Consider the following 23,618-nt stretch of genomic DNA (forward strand, 5'->3'; position numbering starts at 1 on the left):
AATAATTACAGAGAATAATTAACTCTCAAAAAGGCTAAATTATATTTGCACAAAAAATTTTTTTTTGGAGGTGAAGATAGAAAAGGCAAGATTGGGAGAGTGATTTTTATTGACTAAACATTATAGACATAAAAGAATTTTCTGTAATTTTTTTCTGATTTTGTTTTTTATTTCCATTATACAATTAATCAGTGTTTACAGCTTACCGGTAGAAATAAATGTAATTAAAGGAGAGAATAAAGTTCTTGATATTCTTTTACCCTTTACCTTTGACGAAACAGAGTCAAATAATCAAATAGTTAAGCCGGTGAGTTATGAAAAAGATAATTCGTCTTTTAAAAGATCTTATAGTATAGATGGAATAGAAATAGGTAATACTGAGTTTCAATTTAAATTACTTGGATTAATACCTGTAAAAGATGTAAAAGTGAAAGTAATAGAAAGACCCTATTTAATTCCTGGAGGAAATTCCATTGGTGTAAAGTTAAATACAAAGGGTGTATTGGTAGTTGCAGTTGCAGATATTATAGGTATAGACGGTAAAAAATATAATCCTGCTAAGGATGCCGGAATAAAAGCAGGAGATAGTATAGTAAAGATAAATGGTCAAAAAATCAGAGATGCTCAACATGTGGTTGAACTTTTAAATGATTTAAAAGATACTCGTATAAAAGTAGAGATAGAAAGGAATAAAGCTAATTTTACAACCGAAGTAAAACCGGTAAAGAGCATGCAGGATAATTGCTACAGGCTGGGAATTTGGGTTAGAGATAAAACAGCGGGAATAGGAACATTAACATTTTATGACGAAAATACGAAAGTATTTGGCGCATTAGGTCATGGAATTACCGATATAGATACGGGCAAACTTTTAAGTGTGGAAAACGGCAAAATTATGAATGCTAAGATTTCTAATGTAGAACAAGGCAAAAAAGGAAGCCCGGGAGAAATAAGAGGAATATTCTATGAAACGGAAGGTACAATAGGAGATATAAATAAGAACACTTCCTTTGGTATATACGGAGATCTATACAATAATAGTCTGAGTAAATCAAAAGCTTATCCCATTGCATTTAAAGAAGAAGTTAAAGAAGGGAAAGCTTATATTTTAAGTACAATAGACGGAGAAAAAGTGGAGAAATTTGATATCGAAATAGTCAAAGCTTATAATCAAACAGTTCCGGAACAAAAAAGTATGATTATAAGGGTTACAGATAAGAAGCTATTGCAGAAAACCGGAGGAATTGTTCAGGGGATGAGCGGAAGTCCTATAATTCAAAATGGAAAGATAGTAGGTGCGGTAACTCACGTATTTGTCAATGATCCGTCGAAAGGATACGGATTATATATAGAATGGATGTTGAGACAGATAAAAAATAGTTATGATAATAGTGAATATTTAGAAATTAAAAGATAGGATTATTTTATCCTATCTTTTTTATAATATACTTTAATGTATACTTGACTTCAGGTGAGTTTCAAAAAAGACTTCCTTTTTAATAAATTTATATATGATAAAGAAATTGTATATATAAATATTACAAAAAGCTATTTTAAATGATAAATAACTAAGAAAAATTCTAAAAATGAAATTTTAGAATTTTTCTTATTCATATTAGAATTTGAATTATTATAAAAAAAGTAATTTTTATTTACATATCAGTAATTTAAAAATGGAAAACGTTTATTAAAAAAAGAGGATTAAAAAAGGTATAATTGGATTTAATTTATTTATCATTATGATGTCGATTATTGTAAATATCGGATAAAAAAATGATTTAATGCAATAAAATATATTTTTTATAAAAAAATATAAAAAATTTTGTAAAAAATACAAAGAATTAAATCTTAAATTGTGTTAATATTATGAAAAATAAATGGGTTGCATTGAGGAGATGAAAATATAATGAAAAAAGGATTTTCAGCAATAATATGTTTAGTGCTTATTGCAGTTATGTTAGTCGGATGTGGAAATGGGGGAAATGATTCTGAAAAGGGAGAGGCATCTGATAAAAAAATTGCCTATTATGCTTATAGTACGGAGCCATATATAAATTTGGATCCCAGTGTTGAATATTCAAACGGAATAATAGTTTTGCAAAATGTGTATGAAACTTTAACGAGATATGATTATAAGACTCAGAAATTAAAACCGGTTATTGCAGAAAACTGGAAGGCCAGTGAAGATGGAAAGACATGGGTGTTTAATATAAGGAAAGGAATAACATTTCATGATGGTGAAGCATTGAATGGAGAAGCAGTAAAAAAATCTATAGAAAGAACAAAAAATATGAACCTTGGAGCGGCCTTTATTTGGGACAGCGTAGAATCAATAGAAGTTACAGGAGAGTATGAAGTTACGTTTAATCTTAAATATCCGGCTCCCATAGATCTTATAGCATCGGCCGGATATGCAGCATATATAATATCACCTAATGCAATAGATAAAGACAGTGAATGGTTTAATGAAGGAAATGATGCCGGTTCAGGGCCATATAAAATTATGAAAATAACGAAAGGTGAAGAAGTCGTTTTCCAAAAATTCGATAAATATTGGGGAGGATGGAAAGAAGGGCAATACTCTAACGCTGTAATCAAAAAGGTTGCAGAAGGAAGTGCCAGAAGACAGCTTCTTGAAAAAGGTGAAGCACTTTTTGCCGACAGGTTTTCAAATACGGATTTAAAGGCATTAAGACAAAATGAAAATTTATTGGTAGAAAATAAGGATACATGGAGAAATGTAATAGGATTTTTTAACACGGAAAAACCGCCTCTTGATAATGTGGATTTCAGAAAGGCTTTGAGCTATGCATTTCCTTATGAGGAAGCAGTTGTAGATGTGAGGGAAGGACAGGCAAAACAATCTTTTGGTCTTGTTCCTCCGGGACTTTGGGGACACGATGAAAGCATTCCTCAGTATAAGTTTGATTTGGATAAGGCCAAGGAATATCTTAAAAAATCGGGAGTAGACCCAAATGGATTAAAACTTGAGATGACTTTTACGTCAGGAACTGAAGCCTATAGAAATTTTGCCCAGCTATATCAAATCAATCTAAAAAAACTTGGTATTGATCTTGAGATAAGAGAAATGAACTGGGATAACGTGTGGGAAAAATCAAAGAATACGAATCCCCAGGACAGACAGGATATACTTGTTATGAACTGGTGGCCTGATTATGCGAGTCCTATAAGCTGGTTTACAAGTTTAGTAAAATCGGAAGAAAATATAACATTTAACCTTTCATATATAAAGGATCCTAAGCTTGATTCTATGATAGAGGAAGCAGAAAATTTAATTGCTACGGACAGAGAAAAAGCTGAAAAAATACTTGTGGATGTTCAAAAAGAAGTGGTTGATAAATCATATTTTATTAATATATATGATGATCAGTCAACATGGGTTGTAAATAAGAAAGTAAAAGGATTTGAGTCTAATCCTGCTTATGAAGGAGTAATATATTTCTATGATTTGTATACAGAATAAAATTTGAATCACAAAATTTTAAAATTTACCTGCTAATAAGATATTTCCCCTCAAAATAAAAACAGATGCAAATTTAAGATATTAAATAATTATTTGCATCTGTTTTTATAAAAAAATAAAGGGGATTGTGATGTGAAAGATACTTCATGTAAATCTAATATAATTTAATTAAAAGGGGAAAGGCATATGAAAAAGTACATTTTTAAAAGACTTTTGATGGGGCTGGTTGTGCTGTTAGGAGTAATAACCATAACTTTTATTATAGCAAGAATCGTCCCGTCAGATCCCGCTGCAAAATGGGTTGGCGCAAGAGCTACACCGGAACAGATAGAAAAAGCAAAGATAGAGCTGGGATTGAATAAACCAATTCCTGTACAGTTTATAAATTATTTAAAAGATTTGTTAAAGGGAGACCTCGGAAATTCTTTAAGAACTCATCAGCCAATAACGAAAGAACTGGCAACTTACATCCCGGCAACATTGGAACTGGTTTTGTTTGGTTTTATACTTGCAATAATAATAGGTATTCCTATGGGGATATATTCCGCGAAGAAAAAAGATAAGGCTATGGATCATATAAGCAGATTTTTTTCAATAGGTTCGGTTTCTCTTCCAACTTTTTGGGTTGCATTATTTTTGCAATTGATTTTCTATAGAAATCTTGGGATACTTCCTCTCGGAGGCAGAGTAAGTACGGAGACAACCATTTTTTATAATTTACCTCATATTACCGGAATGCTTTTGTTTGACAGTTTGATAACAGGACAGTGGGCAATATTTTGGGATGCCCTCACTCACATAATTCTTCCGGGCATAACTATAGCTCTTTATCCTATTGGGCTTGTGGCAAGAATGACAAGATCAGCTCTCCTTGAAGTTTTAAATGAAGATTATATAACGGCATCAAGATCTTATGGTATTTCGGAAAGAAAGGTATTGTGGAATTATGCACTTAAAAATACATTGGGGCCGACAGCTACGGTGCTTACATTATCTCTTGGTTATACGCTGGTAAATACCTTTCTGGTAGAAACGATATTCAGCTGGCCCGGATTAGGGAATTATGTTTCAACGTCGGTTGTGACTTTAGACTATCCGGCAATAATAGGGGTAACTATATTTTCTGCTACATGTTATGTAATACTGAATTTGATCGCAGATATAATTATAGCTATGGACCCCAGAGTAAGAGTATAGGAGAAGGTGTTGAAGATGGAAAAAAGCACAAATAAAAATGTATTTATAGAAATTATGAAACCTAAGGTAAAGGAATTAAAACAATCATTTTATTTATTACAAAAGAACAGACTTACTCAAATATCCTTTTATGTAATGATAGTCTTGTTCCTAATAGCTGTATTTGCTCCTCTGATAATACCGTATCCTTCTCATATATCTAATGAGGCTAATATAGCAGATAAATTTCTTGCTCCTTCACGTACCCATTTTTTTGGTACAGATGAACTTGGAAGGGATATATTCAGCAGAGTAATTTATGGGACAAGAGTGTCCCTTACTACGGCAGTTCTTTCTGTTGGACTGGCATTAATAATAGGAGTGCCTTTAGGTGCCATTGCAGGGACTGTCGGAGGAATGTTAGATGAAGTCATAATGAGAATTACGGACATATTTCTAAGTTTCCCACCTCTTCTTTTGGCAATAGCCATGGTCTCCGTTCTTGGACCAAGTTTAAATAACGCCATGATGGCTATAGCAATATCTTGGTGGCCTTGGTACACGAGACTTGTCAGAGGGCAGGCCATATCCATGAAAGAAAGAAAATTTGTTCAAGCTGCTGAAACTATAGGGACATCAAAATTTAAAACAATCTTTAAACATATAATACCGAATACGATTTCACCGGTTATTGTACAGGCATCAATGGATATGGGTGGAGTTATTATGACTATAGCATCCCTCAGTTTTTTAGGCCTCGGTGCCCAAGCACCGACTCCTGAATGGGGCTTGATGATAAGTACAGGAAGAAATTATTTCCCTGATATATGGTGGTACAGTATATTTCCCGGGTTGTCAATATTCATAACCGTGTTGACATTTAATTTATTGGGAGATGGGATAAGAGAAATACTTGATCCTAAAACGAGGAACAAATAAAGGAGGAACGGAAAATGGCTTTTTTAGAAATAAAAAATTTAAAGGTAAACCACCATACCTTTGAAGGAACAAAAAATGTATTGGATATAGAAAGTATAAAGATTGAAAAGGGTACTACTTACGGAATTGTAGGAGAAAGCGGATACGGAAAGACAGTATTGGCTCTTACCATATTAAAACTGCTTCAATGTCCGCCGGGAGAAATAGAAAAGGGAGAGATATTACTTGAAGGAGAAAATATACTAAATAAAAATCAAAAATATCTTGAAAGGGAAATCAGAGGTAAAAAAATCGCAATGATATTTCAAGACCCTATGTCTACCTTAAATCCCGTATTTACAGTAGGATATCAGATTGTACAAGTTATAAAGAAAAATAAAAATATAAATGAAAAAGAAGCGGAAAAAGAAGCCGTAAAAGTACTTGAAATAGTAAAGCTGGCAGACCCTGAGAATATAATGAAAAAATATCCTCACCAGTTGAGCGGAGGACAGAGGCAGAGAATAATAATAGCCTTGGCTCTTTCCTGCGGAGCCGAACTTTTAATTGCAGATGAACCCACAAGAAATTTGGATGTTACTATTCAGGCAAGTATATTAAAACTATTGAAAGAACTTCAGGAAAAATTTAATATGACGGTACTTTTTATAGCAAATAATTTGAGCTTGGTTTCTGCATTTTGTGATAATATTGGAATTTTATATAAAGGGAAAATAATAGAACAGGGAAGGACATCTGAAATAATAGACAGTCCGAAAGAGCATTACACGAAACAATTGATTGAGGCAGTAAAATCTAAGAAGAAAAGAACAGAACAAATAAATGATAATGAAGTAATACTTGAAGTTAAAAATCTAAAGAAGTACTTTGAAGTTAAAAATGAGTTAAGCAAGAAAAAGGTGCTGAAGCTAAAAGCAGTTGATGATGTGAGCTTTGAATTAAGAAAAGGTGAAGTTTTAGGCATAGTTGGAGAATCGGGCTGTGGTAAATCCACCCTTGTAAATACCATATTGAAGCTCTTTGAGCCTACAGGAGGAAAAGTTATATTTGAAGGAGAGGATATATACAGCTTAGACAAAAAAAGCATAAGAAATATAAGGAAGGATATACAAATAGTATTTCAGGATCCCTATTGGTCTTTAAATCCAAGATGGCTTGTTAAAGATATAATTTCAGAACCTATAGATGTTCATGAACATCTTAACAGCATAGAAAAATTGGAAAGAGTAGATGCTCTGTTAAAGATGGTTGGATTAAAAGAAGATGCGGCATTTAAATATCCTCATGAATTCAGTGGCGGAGAAAGACAGAGAATAGCAATTGCGCGATCCTTAGCTTCCGAACCAAAGCTTGTCATCCTTGATGAGCCTACATCGTCGATAGATGTGTTTTCTCAGGCACAGATATTGGAGCTATTAAGGAATCTGAAAGATAAATTTGAGCTTACAAATATTCTTATATCTCACGATCTCGGCGTAGTCAATCAGATGTCAAATAAAATAGCAGTTATGTACCTTGGAAAAATCGTGGAATTTGGGACAGCAGATAAAATATTTGAATTTCCTCAACATCCTTATACAAAAGCTTTATTCAATTCCATACCGAAACTTGGTAAAGAAGGAATAGAATCATTGGTTACTTTGGAAGGCAATATACCGAGTCCCATAAATCCACCGTCAGGTTGTTCATTTCATACAAGATGCAAAAATGCAACAGAAGAATGTAAGAAAAGGAAACCGGCAATAACATATTTGGATAAAGAACATTATGTATCATGTTTATTATTTGAGGAGGGGCATAATGCTTAGACAAGTTATAGATTTATATGAAATTATGGATGATAAAAATGTTACAGGACAGGATGTAGTAGATGTTTTTAAAAATGAATCCGGTGATTTTGAATATAAAATAAACAGAGTGACTACGGACAAGGGAAGCACAGATTTTATATATATAAAAATAAAAGGTAGAAATGGAAAATCAATTGGTAAAAGTGCTCCTACCCTTGGGATAACGGGGACTCTCGGAGGTATAGGTGCAAGACCGAAATTAACCGGATTTGTTTCGGACGGGGATGGTGCTTTGACCGTATTGGCAGCGGGCCTTAAGATTCTGAGAATGAATAAAAAAGGTGACAGACTTGACTCCGATGTCATCATTACAACCCATATATGTCCTAATGCCCCTGTTGTAGATCATTTTCCCGTTCCGTTTATGGGATCATCGGTAGATGATGAAGATATAAATGAAAATTGCATATATGAAGACATGGATGCAATTATAAGTGTAGATACAACAAAGGGAAACGAGATTATAAATAATAACGGATATGCTATATCAAACACGGTAAAAGAAGGATATATATTAAGCGTAAGTAAATACCTTTTAGATATAATGAAAAGAACGACAGGCAAGATGCCGGTAGTATTTCCCTTGGCACAACAGGATATAACTCCTTATGGAAATAGGCTTTCTCATCTTAACAGTATATTGCAGCCTTCTACAGTTACAAAAGCTCCTGTATTGGGGATAGCTATAACAACTGAACTTCCTATAGCAGGATGTGCAACAGGGTCGACTCACTTGTTTGATATAGAACAGGCGGCAAGATATATAGTAGAAATAGCAAAAGAATTTCCTAAGAATCCAAATTTATTTTATGACCCTAAAGAATATAACATTATTAAAAGACTTTATGGCAGTCAGAGAAGATTTCAAACTAAGGGAGTTCAGATCAAGAAAAAAGTCGGATTGATTACTATGGGACAGGCAGCAAGAAGTGACATTACCGAAAATATAAATGATATACTTGAGCCTGAATTAGAGGTAATTTCCATAGGAGCATTGGATGGCTACAATTATGATGAAGTGAAAGAAAAATTTTGGCCTGCAAAGGGAGAACCTTTTATTGTGACAATAATAGGAGAAGACAAAATTGTTAAGATATCTGAAAATAGTGCATGGAAATTAGTCCAGAAAAAGATAGAAGAACTTGAAGAAAGAAATATAAAAGCATCAATGCTTATGTGTACAGGTAAATTTAAAGATTTCAATAAGAAATCCATGGTTTTACAGCCCGAGAAGATAATAAGGGCTACATTAGACGCAATTGGAGTGGAAAGAATAGGAATACTTGTGCCTGAGGAAGAACAGATCAGAGATTCATGTAAGCAGTATGAGAGATATAAGCCGATTATAAAGTCAGCAGAACCTTATGAAGATAAAAAATTTATTTCTGAAAAGGCAAAGGAATTTAAAAGTGAAGATGTAGATATTATTTTGATGGATTGTATGGGATATACGGAAGATATGGGAAATATAGTAGAAAAAGAATCCGGTAAAAATGTACTTGTGCCAAGGGTATTGGTAACAAGGCTTTTAAAAACTTTGGCTTGATATAGAAACTAAAAGATAAAACGGTGTTTTTGCTTAACTTAATTTTCAAATAAAAGGAGAAGATTGAAATGATAAAACTTACAAGACAGGATTTAATAGATATACTTTATGGTGCAACTATATTAGGAACCGGAGGAGGGGGAAGCTTATCTGACGGTATAAAAAAAATTGATGAGGCTTTGAACCTTAACAAGGAATTCATCCTTGTTGATTTTGATGAATTAGAGGATGATGATCTTATTGCTACTCCATACTCATGCGGAGCAATATCTCCCTTAACAGAAGAAGAAATAAAAAAATATGAAGGACTTCCGGTAACAGAAGAAGCTTCCCATGTTATTGCTCTCAGGGAAATGGAGAAATATCTCGGAAAGGAAGTAAAAGCAGTGATATCTACGGAACTTGGAGGTGGAAATACTGCAATAGCTTTTTATAGCGGAGCAATGGCGGGAAAGTATATAGTGGATGCTGACCCGGCAGGAAGGTCGGTGCCGGAACTTCAACATTCGACTTATTATTTAAACAATGTAAGTATTCATCCTATGTCCTTAGTAAATAAATTCGGAGAATCTGTCATAATTACTAATGTGGTGAATGACTTTAGAGCTGAATCTTTAGTCAGAGCTTTGGCAGTTGTAAGCCAAAACAGTATAGCGGTAGTAGATCATGTTGAACCGACAAAGACTTTGAAAAAAGCAGTTATAAGAGGTGCAATAACGAATGCTTTGAAAATCGGGAGAGCATATAGAACAGCAAAGGAAAATAATGAAGATATATCAGAAAAAATAGCGGACTCCGGCAAGGGAAAAGTAATATTTAAAGGATGTATCTTTTCCAATGATTGGGATACATTGGAAGGTTTTACTGTGGGAACACTTACAATAAAGGGAAGTGGTGAGTACAATAATGATGAATTTAAAGTATGGTATAAAAATGAAAATATAATAACTTGGAGAAACGGTAAATATGATGCGGTAGTACCGGATCTTATTTGTATATTTAACGAAGACGAAAAAGAACCATTATTAAATCCCTACGGAAAAGAAGGGATGAAAGTTTCCGTTATAGTACTTCCCGCGCCGAAAGAATGGACTACCGAAAAGGGTTTAAAGACTTTTGGGCCAAGGCACTTCGGGCATGATATAGATTGGAAACCGTATATATAAAGGAGAAAAGATGGAGATATTGCAAGTAACATTAACGCCGGAAGAATCAAAATATATTATAGCCCTTTCAATAAGAGAAGATAAAAGGATAAAGAAAGCTTTAGAGAAAGGGAGAATAGTGTTCAAAGGCGGAAGTACCGTTTCGAAAGTTTGCTATTTATTATGCGGAGAGAAGGTAAGTGTATGTGGAGTTGTAAGTAAAAGAGGAACAAAAATGAATATGGATTTCAGCGTTCCCCATGTAGCTATTTTGGAAGACGGAAAATTCTATGGCATTGATGATACTTTTTTTAGGGATATTAAAAATATAAAAAAAGATGATGTAATAATATGCGGGGCAAATGCAATAGATAATTATGGAAATGCAGCTATGATGGTCGGATCATCTCTTGGCGGAGAAGTACCCTATGCTCTTTCCAACTGGTATGGAGAAGGAATAAACATAATGATACCTGCAGGTTATGAAAAACTTGTTCCAGGAAATATTAATGATATAATAAAAAAAACAGGCAGATTAAAGAAAAAATATTCGTTTGGCATGGCAGTCGGTTTGGTTCCTCTGATAGGTGAAATAATAACGGAAGTAAGTGGAATAGAAAGGTTAGCTAAAGTAAAGGGAACGGTTATTTCTGCGGGAGGAATAGGTGAAGCTCAGGGAAGTATAACTATGGACATATCAGGGGAATCCGATGAGCTTGATAAAATCTATGAAATTATTTTAAAGACAAAACGTATGAAGAAAGATGATTATAATATATCAGAATGTAAATCGCCTAATGAGTATTGTAAGGATCATATTGCCTGTATATATAAAAGGATGAGTGGTGTTTAACTTTGTTTATAACAATATCTGATGCTTTAAAACTTCCTTCTTTAAGAGAAGGAGAAGTAGTTGCAGGGCTTGGAGGCTTAAACAGAAGAATCCATAGAGTAAGTGTATGTGAGTGTCCGGATTTGCCAATAGATTTGGAGATAATAGGGAAAGAAAATTTGCTGTTTGTAGAAGGAGAATTTTTAATAACAAGTTTTTATGCATTAAAGGATTCAAGGGATCTTCTTCTTGATACTATAAAATTATATAATAAATACAATTCGAGTGGAATTTGCATTGTAAAAAGATATTTTAAAGAAATTGATAAGTCGGTAATAGATTATGCAAATAAGGTAAATTATCCGATTATAATGATCAGAAGGGACATTCCCTATGCGGATATAATAATGGATGTGAGTAAAGCTTTATTGTCAAATCAGGACAGTCAAATAAATATATCCATTTTAAACGATATTTTAAACGAAAATAATACAAAAGAGGAAATTGTGTCCTTGGCCTATAGATTAAATCCGAGATTTTTGGAAAATATAAGCGTATTATGCATATCATTTGATAAATATGATGAGAGTAAGGCTAAATATTTAATGTCCCTATTTGAAAACAGACCTGATACTTTTTTAACCTTGTACTATAATTATATTCTAATGTTTGTTTATTCTGATAACAAAATAAGCAAAGAAGAAATGGATAGGAATGTAAAGAGGATGACTGCTATATTGGATTCACAGGTATCAAAATATAATATCGGAATAAGTAATTCCTTTGAAAAGTTGTATCAAATAAAAGCTGCAATCGAACAGTCAATATCGTCATGTAAAGTTTCGAAGTTTGAGGACAGTAAAACGGAGCTTTACAATCAGATAGGAACATATAAATTATTGATGACAATAAAGGAAAATGAAATCTTAAAAACATTTTATGAAGAATTTATGCAGCCTTTAATAGAATATGATTCAAATAAAAAAGGAGATCTTGTAAAAACTCTTCTACTTTATATAAAGCATAAGGGAAATATAAAGTCTATGGCTAAAGAAAGTTTTCAACATGAAAATACTATAAGATACAGAGTTTTTAAAATAAAAGAATTATTAGGATTTGAAGATAGAGAATTTGAGTTTTTTGAGAATATATGTATGATATACAAAATATCAAAAATTTTAAAAATGTAGAAGGCAATATATCTTAATACAAATTTGATTTTAAGCAGGTTTCAAAGAAGGCTTCCTTAATTTATTAATATTTTAATTGGAGCCTTTTTTATAACCCATAGGAAAATCCAATTTTCATTAATTTATATTTTCCGTTAAATGGGTTTCAAAAAAGGCTTCCTTAGTTTATTAATATTTTAATTGGGGCCTTTTTTATATTATTAAAAACAAAAATGATTAAAATACTACATTATCATAGAAGGAAATTAATTTTGTTTGTCGAATACAAAATAAAGATTAAAATTAGATACAGAGGGGGTAATTGTATTGGGGAAAGTAAACATACTTATTGCAGATGACAATAGGGAATTTTGTGACATTCTTTCAGAGTATGTCAGTATGCATGAAGATTTTGAGGTGGTAGGTATAGCAAAGGATGGTCTTGAAGCAGTTGATTTAGTGGCAAAGAAATTGCCGGATGTGCTTATATTGGATATTATTATGCCTCATCTTGATGGATTGGGAGTTATAGAAAAAATCAACAGCATGGTTTTAGAAAAGTATCCCAAAATTATTGTCTTATCGGCGGTCGGTCAGGATAAGATAACTCAAAGAGCTATTGAGCTGGGGGTGGATTATTATATTGTTAAACCTTTTGACTTTGAAGTGTTTATTAAACGATTAAAACAAATAACAGGTGTTAATGTTGAAAAACCAAGTCAAAGGCAATATATAAATATACCTAAGCAAACCTTTGTAAATCAAGAAAATAAAAATATGGAGGCAAAAATAACAAATATTATACATGAAATCGGAGTGCCGGCACATATAAAGGGATATTTGTATTTAAGAGAGGCTATATTTATGGTTATAGATAATATAGAACTATTGGGAGCGGTTACAAAGGAATTATATCCAAGTATAGCAAGAAAATACAATACTACTCCGAGCAGGGTAGAAAGAGCTATACGCCATGCCATCGAAGTGGCATGGGGAAGAGGGAAAATAGATACCATAGACAGTATTTTCGGATATACCGTTCATACCGACAAGGGGAAACCTACGAACTCAGAATTTATTGCAATGGTTGCCGACAAATTAAGACTGGAACAGGAAATGGCGGAGAGCAAAAGTTAGTAAAATCAAGTTATAATCAGTAAACTTAAAAATTCAGAGACAGATATATTTATTTAAGAATCATAATATCTGTCTCTGAATTTTTAAGTTTAACTTTTTTATAACCTTATGCTATAATAAGATAATAAATATTAATTATAAGGCAATAATTTATGTAATAATAAGTTTGGAGGATAGCAATGATTATTAGAGGGAAGGTTAAGAAGGATAGGAAGACCAAAAATTTAGTTAAAAGATTAAAGCTGGGGGATATAGCCTTAATATCCCATAGGGACTTGGATGAAATAGCGGCCACTTCATTAGTGGAAAAAAAAGTAAAATGTGTAATCAACTTAGATGAAACTATCAGCGGGAAATACCCTAATCAAGGGCCTTCAATTTTATTAAAAGCAGGAATACCCATATTTGAAACAGATAATGAAAAGCTTTTCGATCTTGTTAATGAAGGAGATACTATTGAAGTCAATGAAGATCATATAACAAGAAATGATGAAGTTATTTCTTCATGCCATCTTTTAGATGCGGAAGATATAAAGAGAGAGTTGGGTATAGGATATAAAAATCTTGAAGAAGAATTGGATAAGTTCATAGAGAATACATTGGAATATGCAAAAAAAGAAAAGGGCTTAGTAACCGGAAATCTTAAAATACCTAAAATTAAAACCAAAATTGATAAAAGGCATGTATTGGTAGTAGTAAGAGGAAAGGATTATAAAAGAGATTTAGAAGCTATACAGGCATATATAAACGAGGTTAAACCTATATTGATAGGAGTGGATGGGGGCGGAGATGCGATACTTGAATTTGGACAGATACCGGATATAGTTATCGGCGATATGGATAGCATAAGTGACAGATGTTTAAAAGCAGCAAAAGAAATAGTTGTACATGCGTACCCTAACGGAGAGGCTCCTGGGCTTAAAAGGGTTAAAGAATTGGGATTGGAGGCTGTAGTTTTTCCTGCTCCGGGAACAAGCGAAGACATAGCTTTATTGCTTGCTTATTCAAATAATGCGGATTTGATAGTAGCTGTAGGTACTCATAATAATATGATTGATTTTTTGGAAAAAGGAAGAAAAGGCATGGCAAGTACATTTTTAGTCAGACTGAAAGTTGGAGCAAAATTAATAGATGCAAAGGGAGTAAATAAGCTGTATCATGGACATCTAAAGATGAAATATATTATAGGGCTTGCAGTAGCTGCTTTGTTACCTATTATTGTTATTACTCTTATGTTTCCACCTATGAGAGAACTAATTGCATTACTGAAAATAAGATTAAGAATAATGTTTGGACTGTAAGGGGTTGATGAATTGTTACCTAATATGAAGTTTTATATTGTTTCCATAGCTTCAATTTTTCTTGCATTGGCTATCGGAATATATATAGGTTTTAGTTTGAATTCTAAGGATTTTCTGATAGAACAGAAAGAAGGCATTGTAGAGGGACTTGAAAAGCAATTTGCTGATTTAAGAAGTGAGAATGATAATTTGAAAAATGAAATGGAGGGGGTAGAAAAAGAAAATCAATTATACAAGGATTTCTCAAAGGCTGTATACCCTGAAGTCATTAAAAATAAATTAAACGGAATTAAAATAGCAATAATTGAAACTACAGACGATTATGTTTATTCAGGTCTGGGTCAAGATTTAAAAATGGCAGGAGGAAATGTAGTCAGTATAACTACGATAAAAGATGATTTTGATGATGAAGAATTTTTAAAGAAAATATATGAAAATCATAATATAGCAAAGAAGGAAGGCAAAAGCTATGTTCAGCAGGCCATGGAGGATCTGACTAATTATATAATTACTTCTGAAAAAAGCCCTATAATTGATTATTTAAATGAAGATAATATTATAGGTACTGTAGGGGAATATAATGAGCCTGTAGATTATATAATTGTTGCAGGAGGAACAAAGACTGAAGATCCTAATAGAGTTAATCTGATAGATAAAGAAATAATTGAATATGCCAAAAAAAATAGTATTCCTGTAATAGGAATAGAAAAGGAAAATGTTAATTATTCTTATATAAGTTACTATAAGGATCTAAGAATAACAACTGTCGATAATGCAGATACAATTATGGGAAAAACGGCATTAATATTGGCAATGGAAGGAAGGCCGGGAAATTACGGAGTTAAAAGTACAAGTGAAGAGTTAATACCTAATGTTAATTATCCTATAACTAATGAGTGAGGGGATGCGTTTATGTATAAGAAAGGGAAAAGCAGAATTGTTGCGGTGATCCCTGCTTATAATGAAGAGAATACAATAGAAAATACTATAAATGCTTTAAAAAAAATCAGTTTGGTTGATGATATTGTAGTTGTTGATGACGGATCTTCGGATAACACATGGAATATAATTAATGAAATGAATATACAGGCTATCAGGCTTAACGAAAATCATGGGAAGGGCTATGCTATAAAGGAAGCATTGAAGAAAATTGATTTTAATTATTTAGTGTTAGTTGATGGAGATTTGGGAGAAACGAGCAGTGAGATTGAAAAATTAATTTATCCGGTTATAGAAAATGTAGTAGATGTAAGTATTGCAAAGTTTCCCCAACCAAAGAAAAAGGGAGGATTTGGCTTTGTAAAGAAGTTAGCAAGATATGGAGTTTATAAATATACCGGAACTAAAATTAATACTTCTTTATCCGGACAAAGAGTGTATAATAAAAAAGTAATAGATAATATGTGCTATATACCGGATAGATTTGGGGTAGAAGTTGCTATGACGGTAGAAACTTTAAGAATGGGATATACCGTTGGGGAAATCGATGTGAATATGAGTCATAGAGAGACAGGAAGAAGTATAAGGGATTTTACTCATAGAGGTAAGCAATTTCTCGATATTTTTGTAACTTTAATAAAACTAAAATTCAAAGGGTGATTATATGGTCAAAGAGGCTATTATAGTTTTTGGCTTGAGCTTGTCTCTTTCTTGCATTTCAACTCCTTTTTTATTGAAGATGCTTGCTAAAAGCAATTGTTTATGCCAAAATTATAAAAATGAAGAAATTCCGGTAGGAATGGGATTGATGTTTATAATAGTTCAGGTAATTGTGCTAAGCTTTCTGTTTATTATAGAGAGAGATAACTATTTCTTACTGGTATACTCAGTTTCATTTGTATTAATGGGAATGATCGGAATGATTGATGATCTGATAGGAGATAAAAGCATTAAGGGATTTAAGGGGCATATCCGGGCTTTGACTAAAGGAACTCTTACAACAGGAATGCTGAAGGCGTTAATCGGTTTTTTTATTTCTTTGTTTGTTTCCATAGTTATCTCGGAAAACACAGCAGATGGGATTTTAAATATTTTTTTGATTGCTTTATTTATTAATTTTATCAATTTATTTGATTTAAGGCCTGGAAGAGCGTTAAAGATGTTTTTGTTTATATCGATTTTTTTCTTGCTAACTACAAAATTAAATGTGAGCTCTTTGGTTATTTTTTCTTTTTATGGAATAATTATTAGGTATTTACCTTTGGATTTAAAAGCTAAAGCTATGATGGGAGATGTGGGTTCAAATATCTTGGGTTTGACTCTGGGAATTTATTGTGCGTTAAATTATACTTTCCATATTAAATTAATTTATTTAGCGGTACTTATATTGATCCAAATTGTTTCCGAATTTTTTTCTTTTTCGAGTATAATAGAGAAAAGCAGATTTTTGAAATTTATCGATAATTTGGGAAGGTAGGAGGTTTTTAATCTGATTAGTTATAAAAAAGGAACAGTTTCAAAGATATTATCCGAAGATGAGAGTACGGTATGGTTTGAAGTTATCATAGAGGACAAAATAGAAAGGGCAATTAATTATAAATGCCTTACAGGTGAAGTCAGAGTAGGAGATGTGGTGATATTAAATACTACTGCGGTAAATCTTTCTCTGGGAACAGGCGGTTACCATTTTGTCATTTTCAATTACAGTAATTCCTCAAAAGAATTAGAGGGAAAAGGCCATATTATGAAAATGAGATATACCCCTTTTCAGATAAAATGTTTAAGTGCAGAGGAAGAAGACAGTCCATATCATGAAAAATTTAATTCTTTTAAATCCTTAGAGAAGAAAATTTTTATTTTGGCAGAAATTCACAGTATGCTTGCTCCTATTGCTGCTATGATTAAATGGCTGGATCCGACTGTAAAGGTTAATTATATAATGACGGATGGGGGTGCTCTTCCTATTGGTTTTAGCAATACGGTAAAATTGTTAAAGGAGAAGAAAATAATCGATAAAACTGTTACTATAGGACATTCCTTCGGAGGCGATTTGGAGTGTGTAAACATCTATACAGGATTAATTGCTGCAAAGGAAATACTGGAAAGTGATATTACGGTTATATCAATGGGACCCGGTATTGTAGGAACGGGAAGTAAATATGGGTTTAGTGGTATTGAGCAAGGTTATATATCCGATGCCGTTAATAATTTAGGAGGTACTTCTCTGATTGTTCCAAGAATCAGCTTTAAGGATAAGAGAACAAGGCATCAGGGAGTAAGTCATCATACGTTAACAGTATTGGGAGAGGTATCGAATACCAAAAGTACGGTTATTATTCCATTATTAGGGGAAAAGAAAAATAGTGTTATTAATGAGCAATTTAAAGAGCATAATATATTTAAGCGCCACAATGTTGTATACGAGGACGGAAAAGATATTGAGGATGCCATGAAATATTTTGATTTGAATATTACTACTATGAATCGGGGATATAAGGATGATGAAGAATATTTTATTACATTGGGAGCTGTAGGGAAATGGGCTTTAAGTTATTTAAAGAAAGGGAGGTAGAAAGATGGGCTTTGAAGAAAAGACTATGAAAACCGAAAAGATATATGAAGGCAAAATATTAAATTTGAGAATAGATATGGTGGAACTTCCTGATAAAAAATATTCAAAGAGGGAAATTGTAGAGCATCCCGGTGCAGTTGCTATTGCTGCTTTAACTGATGATAATGAAATTATATTGGTTAAGCAGTATAGAAAAGCGGTAGAAAAAGAATTGGTAGAAATACCTGCAGGAATGTTGGAGATTTCAGAGGAACCAAGAGAAGCCGCTGTTAGGGAATTGAAAGAAGAGACCGGGTTTTCGGCCGATAAAATGGAGTATATATGTGAATTTTATACATCTCCGGGCTTTACAAATGAGAAACTTTATCTATTTTTGGCAACTGGATTAAAAGCGGGAGAATCTCATCCTGAGAATGATGAATATATCGATGTTTTAAAATTTAAATTAGATAATTTGGTCGACATGGTTTGGAAAGGTCAGATATTGGACAGCAAAACAATAATAGGGGCCTTTGCTGTCAGCAGTTATTTACAAAATAAGAGATAAATAAGATAGTGATAATATCCTCCTTTTAAGCATAATATTTTATATAAAGCTTGTTCTATTGAAAGGAGGATATATTTTGCAAAATAAATTGAAAAGCGGAATTTATAAATATTTCAGGGAAAATTTTGTTTTATATCTTGTAATGTTTATTTGTCTGATAGTGGGAATTGTTGCAGGTGCGATTACAATTAAGATTTTAAATGATACTCAGAAGACAAGTATCTTAACCTTTTTTAATTCCTTTTTTAAGGTGTTGGAAAATAATGATTTTAACAGTACGGAAGTGTTTAAACAATCTCTTTGGGATAATTTGAAAACAATATTTATTATCTGGGCAACAGGGCTTATAGTTATAGGAGTAGCCGTTATACCAGTTATTTTATCAATAAGGGGTTTTGCCCTGGGTTTTACCGTAGGATTTCTTGTTAACGAATTTGGATTAAAGGGTTTTTTATTTTCTTTATTAGTTGTATTGCCTCAAAATTTATTTATTATTCCAGGTATCATTTCTATATCTTCCGCAGGAGTGTCATTTTCTATAAATAGGATAAGAAGAAGAAAAGAAAGATTATACAGGAATAATCTTATTTCGGATATTATCAATTATTCGTTTATAGTATTACTTTTTGCGATGTTAGTTATCGTTGGAAGTATAATAGAAGGATATGTAAGTCCGATTTTTATGAAATTTGTTACAGAAATAAAGTAATATTTTTAGCATAAAGGGGTATCTATATGATTGAGATTTTAAAAAAATTTAAGAACTATCTTTATGAAGAAAGAGGATTATCACAAAATACTCTTGATTCATATTTAAGAGATATTCAATATTTTCAAGGATATCTAAAAACACATACAAACGTTGAAAAGATGGAAGAAGTAAATAAGACCTTTGTAATTACATATTTAATTCAGCTTCAAAAAGAAGGAAAGGCTTTTGGAACTATTTCAAGGCATTTGTCATCGCTGAAATGTTTTTATCAATATTTGTTTTATAATGGGCTAATAAAAGAAAATCCCACTTTAAATTTAAAATCACCTAAATACGAAAGGAAAGTGCCAAAGGCTTTAACTTTAGAAGAGGTTGATTTACTTCTTTCTCAGCCAGACATCAATAGTTTTAAGGGTCTGAGAGATAAGACAATGCTTGAACTGATGTATGATACCGGAATGAGAGTTTCCCAAATTATTGAATTAAATGTTTCCAATGTAAACTCTGACATAGGCTACATTGAATCAAACTTTGAAGGGGGACGAGTTATATCCTTAGGAAATTGTGCTTTAAAATATTTAAATCTTTACATCGGCAAACTTAGATGTCAAGATTTTAGAGAAGAAGAGGAAGCTCTTTTTGTTAACCTTAGTGGTAAAAGACTTACAAGGCAAGGGTTTTGGAAAATTGTTAAGTATTATAAGGAAAAAGCGGGAATTGATAAAAATATTACCCCATATACCTTAAAGAAATACATCCAAAATAATGGGAGGGAACATTATGAATCTATTAGAAAAAATTAAGGAGAGCGGAGATTATATTAAAGGGAGAAGAGATGATAATCCTTCAATTGGACTGATATTAGGGTCGGGACTGGGCATTTTGGCAGATGAGATAGAAAACAGTACCGTTATTCCTTATAAAGATATCCCTAATTTTCCCTTATCTACAGTTGAAGGACATAAGGGACAATTGGTATTGGGAAATTTACAGGGAAAAAAAGTGGTGGCAATGCAGGGTAGATTTCATTATTACGAAGGATATTCTTTGCAGGAGGTTACTTTTCCAGTCAGAGTAATGAGATTTTTAGGAGTTGAAAATCTTATAGTTACTAACGCAGCGGGAGGAGTGAACAAAGATTTTAGGCCCAAAGATCTTATGATTATAAAAGATCATATAAATTTAACTGGACAGAATCCCTTAATCGGTAAAAATTATAATGAATTGGGGCATCGGTTTACAGATATGACCCAAGCATATGACAGAGGGTTAATAGATGCGGCAAAAGCCGCCGGGGAAAAATTAAATATAAATTTGAAAGAAGGAGTATATTTGTGGCTTACAGGTCCCAATTATGAAACTCCCGCAGAAATAAGAATGGCTCGTGTGTTAGGAGCAGATGCGGTAGGAATGTCAACTGTTCCGGAAGTAATAGTTGCGGTCCACGGTGGTATGAAAGTACTCGGCATTTCTTGCATAACTAATATGGCCGCAGGTATATTGGATAAACCTTTAAATCATGAGGAGGTTATTGAAACTTCGGAAGTGATTAAGGATTCTTTCATTAAACTTGTTAAGGAAATCGTTAAGAATATTTAAAGAGGTGCTATTAATGAGAATGTATGACATTATTAAGAAAAAAAGAGACGGGGAGGAACTTTCTACTGAGGAAATCAACTTTTTTATAGAAAACTATGTTAGAGATATAATCCCTGATTATCAGGCATCTGCTTTACTTATGGCTATATATTTAAAAAAGATGAATGAAAGGGAAACCCTTGATCTTACGAAAGCAATTATTAATTCCGGAGAAACTGTGGATTTATCCGATATTAAAGGAATTAAAGTTGATAAACACAGCACAGGAGGAGTAGGTGACAAAACCACTTTAGCTCTCGGACCAATGGTTGCCGCTTGTGGAGTGCCTTTTGTCAAGATGTCCGGAAGAGGATTGGGTCATACAGGAGGAACGTTGGATAAACTTGAGTCCATTAAGGGATTTCGAGTAGAATTAACAAGAGACGAATTGATAGATAATGCAAATAAAATAAATATTGCTATATGCAGCCAGTCTTCCAATATTACTCCTGGAGATAAAAAATTATATGGATTAAGGGATGTAACTGCTACTGTGGATGATATTTCTCTAATAGCAAGTAGTGTTATGAGTAAGAAACTTGCTATTAAATCTGATGCCATCCTTCTTGATGTGAAGATAGGCAAAGGAGCATTTATGCATGATTTGAAAGACGGAATTGAGCTTGCAAAGGAAATGGTTAAAATAGGTACAGGATACGGAAGAAAAACCATTGCTGTACTTACCAATATGGATGAACCGTTAGGATACGGAGTAGGAAATGCCTTAGAAGTAAAAGAGGCGATAGAAACTCTCAAGGGGAGAGGGCCAAGGGATTTTACCGAACTATGTCTTATTCTCGGAAGTAAGCTTTTAATTTTATCCCAAAAAGTAAAAAATGAAGACGAAGGCAGAACTCGAATAAAAGAAGTAATAAACAACGGAAAGGCTTATGAAAAGTTTTTGGAATTAGTAAAATATCAAGGCGGAGATGTAAATTTTGTAGAGAATACGGATTTACTTCCAAAGTCTACTTATATCTTTGAATTGAAATCAAACAAAGAAGGACATGTGAGATCAATAAATGCAGAGGAAGTAGGAAAATGTGACATAATATTGGGAGCAGGCAGACAGGTTAAGAATAGCCCCTTAGATCTTTCAGCCGGAATAGTATTTAGTGTGAAGGTTGATGACTTTGTTAAAAGGGGAGATACTCTCTGCTATATCCACAGTAACAGTATTGAAAAGGAAAATGAAGTGGCGGAAAAACTCATAAAAATAATAGAAATCGGAGAGAAAAATCCTGTTGAGAAAAAGCTCCTATACGGAGAAGTAACTAAAGATGAAGTAAAACTTTATTAGAAGCAGACAAAAATATTTTGAATTTTAAATTTTGTAAAGAATTAACAATTAAATTTATACCTCCTTATTTTTAAATTTGAATAAGTAATTTTTTTATGGTTAAGATAAAAGTGAATATTTATGTGAGGAGGTAATAAATTGGATGAAATTCTATAAAAAAGTAGCTGTATTGTTATTGATAATTCCATTATTTTTTTCTGCTTTTAATATATCTTATGGAGACGAAAATTTTGATATAAAAGCAAAATCTTCCATACTCATCGATTATCATACCGGTGAAATTATTTATGAGAAGAATGCTCATGAGAAGTTGCCTCCGGCCAGCGTTACTAAAATAATGACTTTGCTTCTTACTATGGAAGCCATAGATAAGGGTAAAATAGGTTTAAAAGATGAAGTGATTATAAGTACAAATGCCTCTAAGATGGGAGGAAGTCAAATATATCTGGAAGAGGGAGAATCTCAGACGGTTGAGGATCTAATCAAGGCCATCTGTTTAAGATCTGCCAATGATGCCAGTGTTGCTTTAGCAGAGTACATCGCGGGAAGTGAAGAATTATTTGTTAAAGCTATGAATGAAAGAAGCAAGGAATTGAAGATGAATGATACCAACTTTGAAAATTCTACGGGGCTTCCACACGAATCCCATTATACATCTGCTTATGACATAGCCTTGATGTCCAAGGAGCTGATGAAGCATGCTAAAATACAGGAATGGCTTACCATTTATATGAGTGACATGAAGGTTGGAAAGAAAAAGGATATAGTTCAAAGTTTGGTTAATACCAATAGGCTTATAAAGGATTATCAGGGAGCTAACGGTATAAAAACAGGTTCTACTTCGGATGCAAAGTATTGTCTTTCTGCGTCAGCGAAGAGGGGAAATCTTCAACTTATTGCAGTAATAATGGGTTCCGAAACTTCAAAGGTAAGGTTTGAAGAAAGCAAAAAATTATTGGATTACGGATTTGCAAATTACGATTCCGTGGTTATAGGTAAAAAAGGAGATATTATAGGTAAAGTACCTATAAACAAAGGAGACAAAACACATCTGGAAGTAGTTCTTAAAGATGACAGCTATATTCTTATACCTAAAGGATCTTCCGGAAAGGCTGAAAAAGAAATAATACTGCCGGAGGTGTTAAACGCTCCCATAGAGAAGGGCAAAGAAGTGGGAGAATTAATTCTTAAAATCGACGGTAAGAGTGTAGATAGAGTGAAATTGATAGCTAAAGAAACCGTTGATAAGGCAGGATTTGTGAATATGTTCAAAAAAGTTGTGAAAGGCCTTCTTACGAATAAATAATTTATTTTTAGCTGGATATGTTTGT

At 32.9% G+C, this 23,618-nt stretch carries 21 protein-coding genes; all 21 read left to right on the top strand.

All coding sequences use genetic code 11. The features are described from left to right. Nucleotides 1-109 precede the first annotated feature (109 nt). The 21 genes from spoIVB (at nucleotide 110) to PP176A_RS01325 (ending at nucleotide 23,593) form a co-directional block, all read left to right on the top strand. Entirely contained in the window at nucleotides 110-1,417 is a 1,308-nt protein-coding gene (gene spoIVB, locus PP176A_RS01225; protein ID WP_071138625.1) for a SpoIVB peptidase, read from the top strand. Between the two features lie 489 nt (nucleotides 1,418-1,906). Continuing rightward, on the top strand, nucleotides 1,907-3,484 hold the full coding sequence (locus tag PP176A_RS01230) for an ABC transporter substrate-binding protein (protein WP_071138626.1): 1,578 nt from the start codon (nucleotides 1,907-1,909) through the stop codon (nucleotides 3,482-3,484). A gap of 186 nt (nucleotides 3,485-3,670) precedes the next feature. Further along, on the top strand, nucleotides 3,671-4,681 hold the full coding sequence (locus PP176A_RS01235) for an ABC transporter permease (protein WP_071138627.1): 1,011 nt from the start codon (nucleotides 3,671-3,673) through the stop codon (nucleotides 4,679-4,681). A gap of 15 nt (nucleotides 4,682-4,696) precedes the next feature. After that, a complete protein-coding gene (gene nikC / locus PP176A_RS01240; RefSeq protein ID WP_071138628.1) occupies nucleotides 4,697-5,599 on the top strand; it encodes a nickel transporter permease in 903 nt (300 codons plus the stop codon). A gap of 14 nt (nucleotides 5,600-5,613) precedes the next feature. Beyond that, nucleotides 5,614-7,407 carry a dipeptide ABC transporter ATP-binding protein gene (locus PP176A_RS01245; RefSeq protein WP_071138629.1) on the top strand — a complete coding sequence of 598 codons (1,794 nt, stop codon included), beginning with the start codon at nucleotides 5,614-5,616 and terminating at the stop codon, nucleotides 7,405-7,407. Then, a complete protein-coding gene (locus PP176A_RS01250) occupies nucleotides 7,400-8,995 on the top strand; it encodes an AroM family protein (RefSeq protein WP_071138630.1) in 1,596 nt (531 codons plus the stop codon). Before PP176A_RS01245 ends, PP176A_RS01250 begins: the two co-directional genes overlap by 8 nt. A 68-nt stretch (nucleotides 8,996-9,063) precedes the next feature. Beyond that, nucleotides 9,064-10,161 (top strand): DUF917 domain-containing protein, encoded by a 1,098-nt coding sequence (locus PP176A_RS01255; protein WP_071138631.1) that lies wholly within the window; start codon nucleotides 9,064-9,066, stop codon nucleotides 10,159-10,161. 10 nt (nucleotides 10,162-10,171) lie between these two features. Next, nucleotides 10,172-10,993, top strand: a complete 822-nt coding sequence (locus PP176A_RS01260) for a hypothetical protein (protein ID WP_071138632.1) — start codon at nucleotides 10,172-10,174, stop codon at nucleotides 10,991-10,993. A 2-nt stretch (nucleotides 10,994-10,995) separates the two neighbouring features. Continuing rightward, on the top strand, nucleotides 10,996-12,162 hold the full coding sequence (locus PP176A_RS01265; RefSeq protein ID WP_071138633.1) for a PucR family transcriptional regulator: 1,167 nt from the start codon (nucleotides 10,996-10,998) through the stop codon (nucleotides 12,160-12,162). Nucleotides 12,163-12,468: 306 nt separating this feature from the next. Beyond that, nucleotides 12,469-13,278: a sporulation transcription factor Spo0A gene (gene spo0A / locus PP176A_RS01270; RefSeq protein WP_071138634.1), complete on the top strand. Its 810-nt coding sequence runs from the start codon at nucleotides 12,469-12,471 to the stop codon at nucleotides 13,276-13,278. Nucleotides 13,279-13,457: 179 nt separating this feature from the next. Then, complete coding sequence (gene steA, locus PP176A_RS01275; protein ID WP_071138635.1) at nucleotides 13,458-14,579, top strand: putative cytokinetic ring protein SteA; 1,122 nt, start codon at nucleotides 13,458-13,460, stop codon at nucleotides 14,577-14,579. Nucleotides 14,580-14,591: 12 nt separating this feature from the next. Next, nucleotides 14,592-15,479, top strand: a complete 888-nt coding sequence (locus PP176A_RS01280; protein WP_083381721.1) for a copper transporter — start codon at nucleotides 14,592-14,594, stop codon at nucleotides 15,477-15,479. Between the two features lie 12 nt (nucleotides 15,480-15,491). Further along, nucleotides 15,492-16,178 carry a glycosyltransferase family 2 protein gene (locus PP176A_RS01285; RefSeq protein WP_071138636.1) on the top strand — a complete coding sequence of 229 codons (687 nt, stop codon included), beginning with the start codon at nucleotides 15,492-15,494 and terminating at the stop codon, nucleotides 16,176-16,178. Between the two features lie 4 nt (nucleotides 16,179-16,182). Continuing rightward, nucleotides 16,183-16,995 carry a phospho-N-acetylmuramoyl-pentapeptide-transferase gene (locus PP176A_RS01290; protein WP_071138637.1) on the top strand — a complete coding sequence of 271 codons (813 nt, stop codon included), beginning with the start codon at nucleotides 16,183-16,185 and terminating at the stop codon, nucleotides 16,993-16,995. A gap of 45 nt (nucleotides 16,996-17,040) precedes the next feature. Further along, nucleotides 17,041-18,090, top strand: a complete 1,050-nt coding sequence (locus tag PP176A_RS01295; protein WP_255401448.1) for a DUF3866 family protein — start codon at nucleotides 17,041-17,043, stop codon at nucleotides 18,088-18,090. Between the two features lie 4 nt (nucleotides 18,091-18,094). Next, nucleotides 18,095-18,637 carry an NUDIX hydrolase gene (locus tag PP176A_RS01300; RefSeq protein WP_071138639.1) on the top strand — a complete coding sequence of 181 codons (543 nt, stop codon included), beginning with the start codon at nucleotides 18,095-18,097 and terminating at the stop codon, nucleotides 18,635-18,637. Nucleotides 18,638-18,713: 76 nt separating this feature from the next. After that, a complete protein-coding gene (spoIIM, locus tag PP176A_RS01305; protein WP_083381722.1) occupies nucleotides 18,714-19,346 on the top strand; it encodes a stage II sporulation protein M in 633 nt (210 codons plus the stop codon). A 26-nt stretch (nucleotides 19,347-19,372) separates the two neighbouring features. Further along, nucleotides 19,373-20,152: a tyrosine-type recombinase/integrase gene (locus PP176A_RS01310; RefSeq protein WP_071138640.1), complete on the top strand. Its 780-nt coding sequence runs from the start codon at nucleotides 19,373-19,375 to the stop codon at nucleotides 20,150-20,152. After that, nucleotides 20,130-20,948: a purine-nucleoside phosphorylase gene (locus tag PP176A_RS01315; protein ID WP_071138641.1), complete on the top strand. Its 819-nt coding sequence runs from the start codon at nucleotides 20,130-20,132 to the stop codon at nucleotides 20,946-20,948. Before PP176A_RS01310 ends, PP176A_RS01315 begins: the two co-directional genes overlap by 23 nt. A 13-nt stretch (nucleotides 20,949-20,961) precedes the next feature. Continuing rightward, complete coding sequence (locus PP176A_RS01320; RefSeq protein WP_071138642.1) at nucleotides 20,962-22,287, top strand: pyrimidine-nucleoside phosphorylase; 1,326 nt, start codon at nucleotides 20,962-20,964, stop codon at nucleotides 22,285-22,287. A gap of 142 nt (nucleotides 22,288-22,429) precedes the next feature. Beyond that, nucleotides 22,430-23,593 (top strand): D-alanyl-D-alanine carboxypeptidase family protein, encoded by a 1,164-nt coding sequence (locus PP176A_RS01325; protein WP_071138643.1) that lies wholly within the window; start codon nucleotides 22,430-22,432, stop codon nucleotides 23,591-23,593. Nucleotides 23,594-23,618 lie beyond the last annotated feature (25 nt).

It is taken from the genome of Sporanaerobacter sp. PP17-6a (genome assembly GCF_900095615.1).
Classification (GTDB): Bacteria; Bacillota; Clostridia; order Tissierellales; family Acidilutibacteraceae; genus Acidilutibacter; species Acidilutibacter cellobiosedens.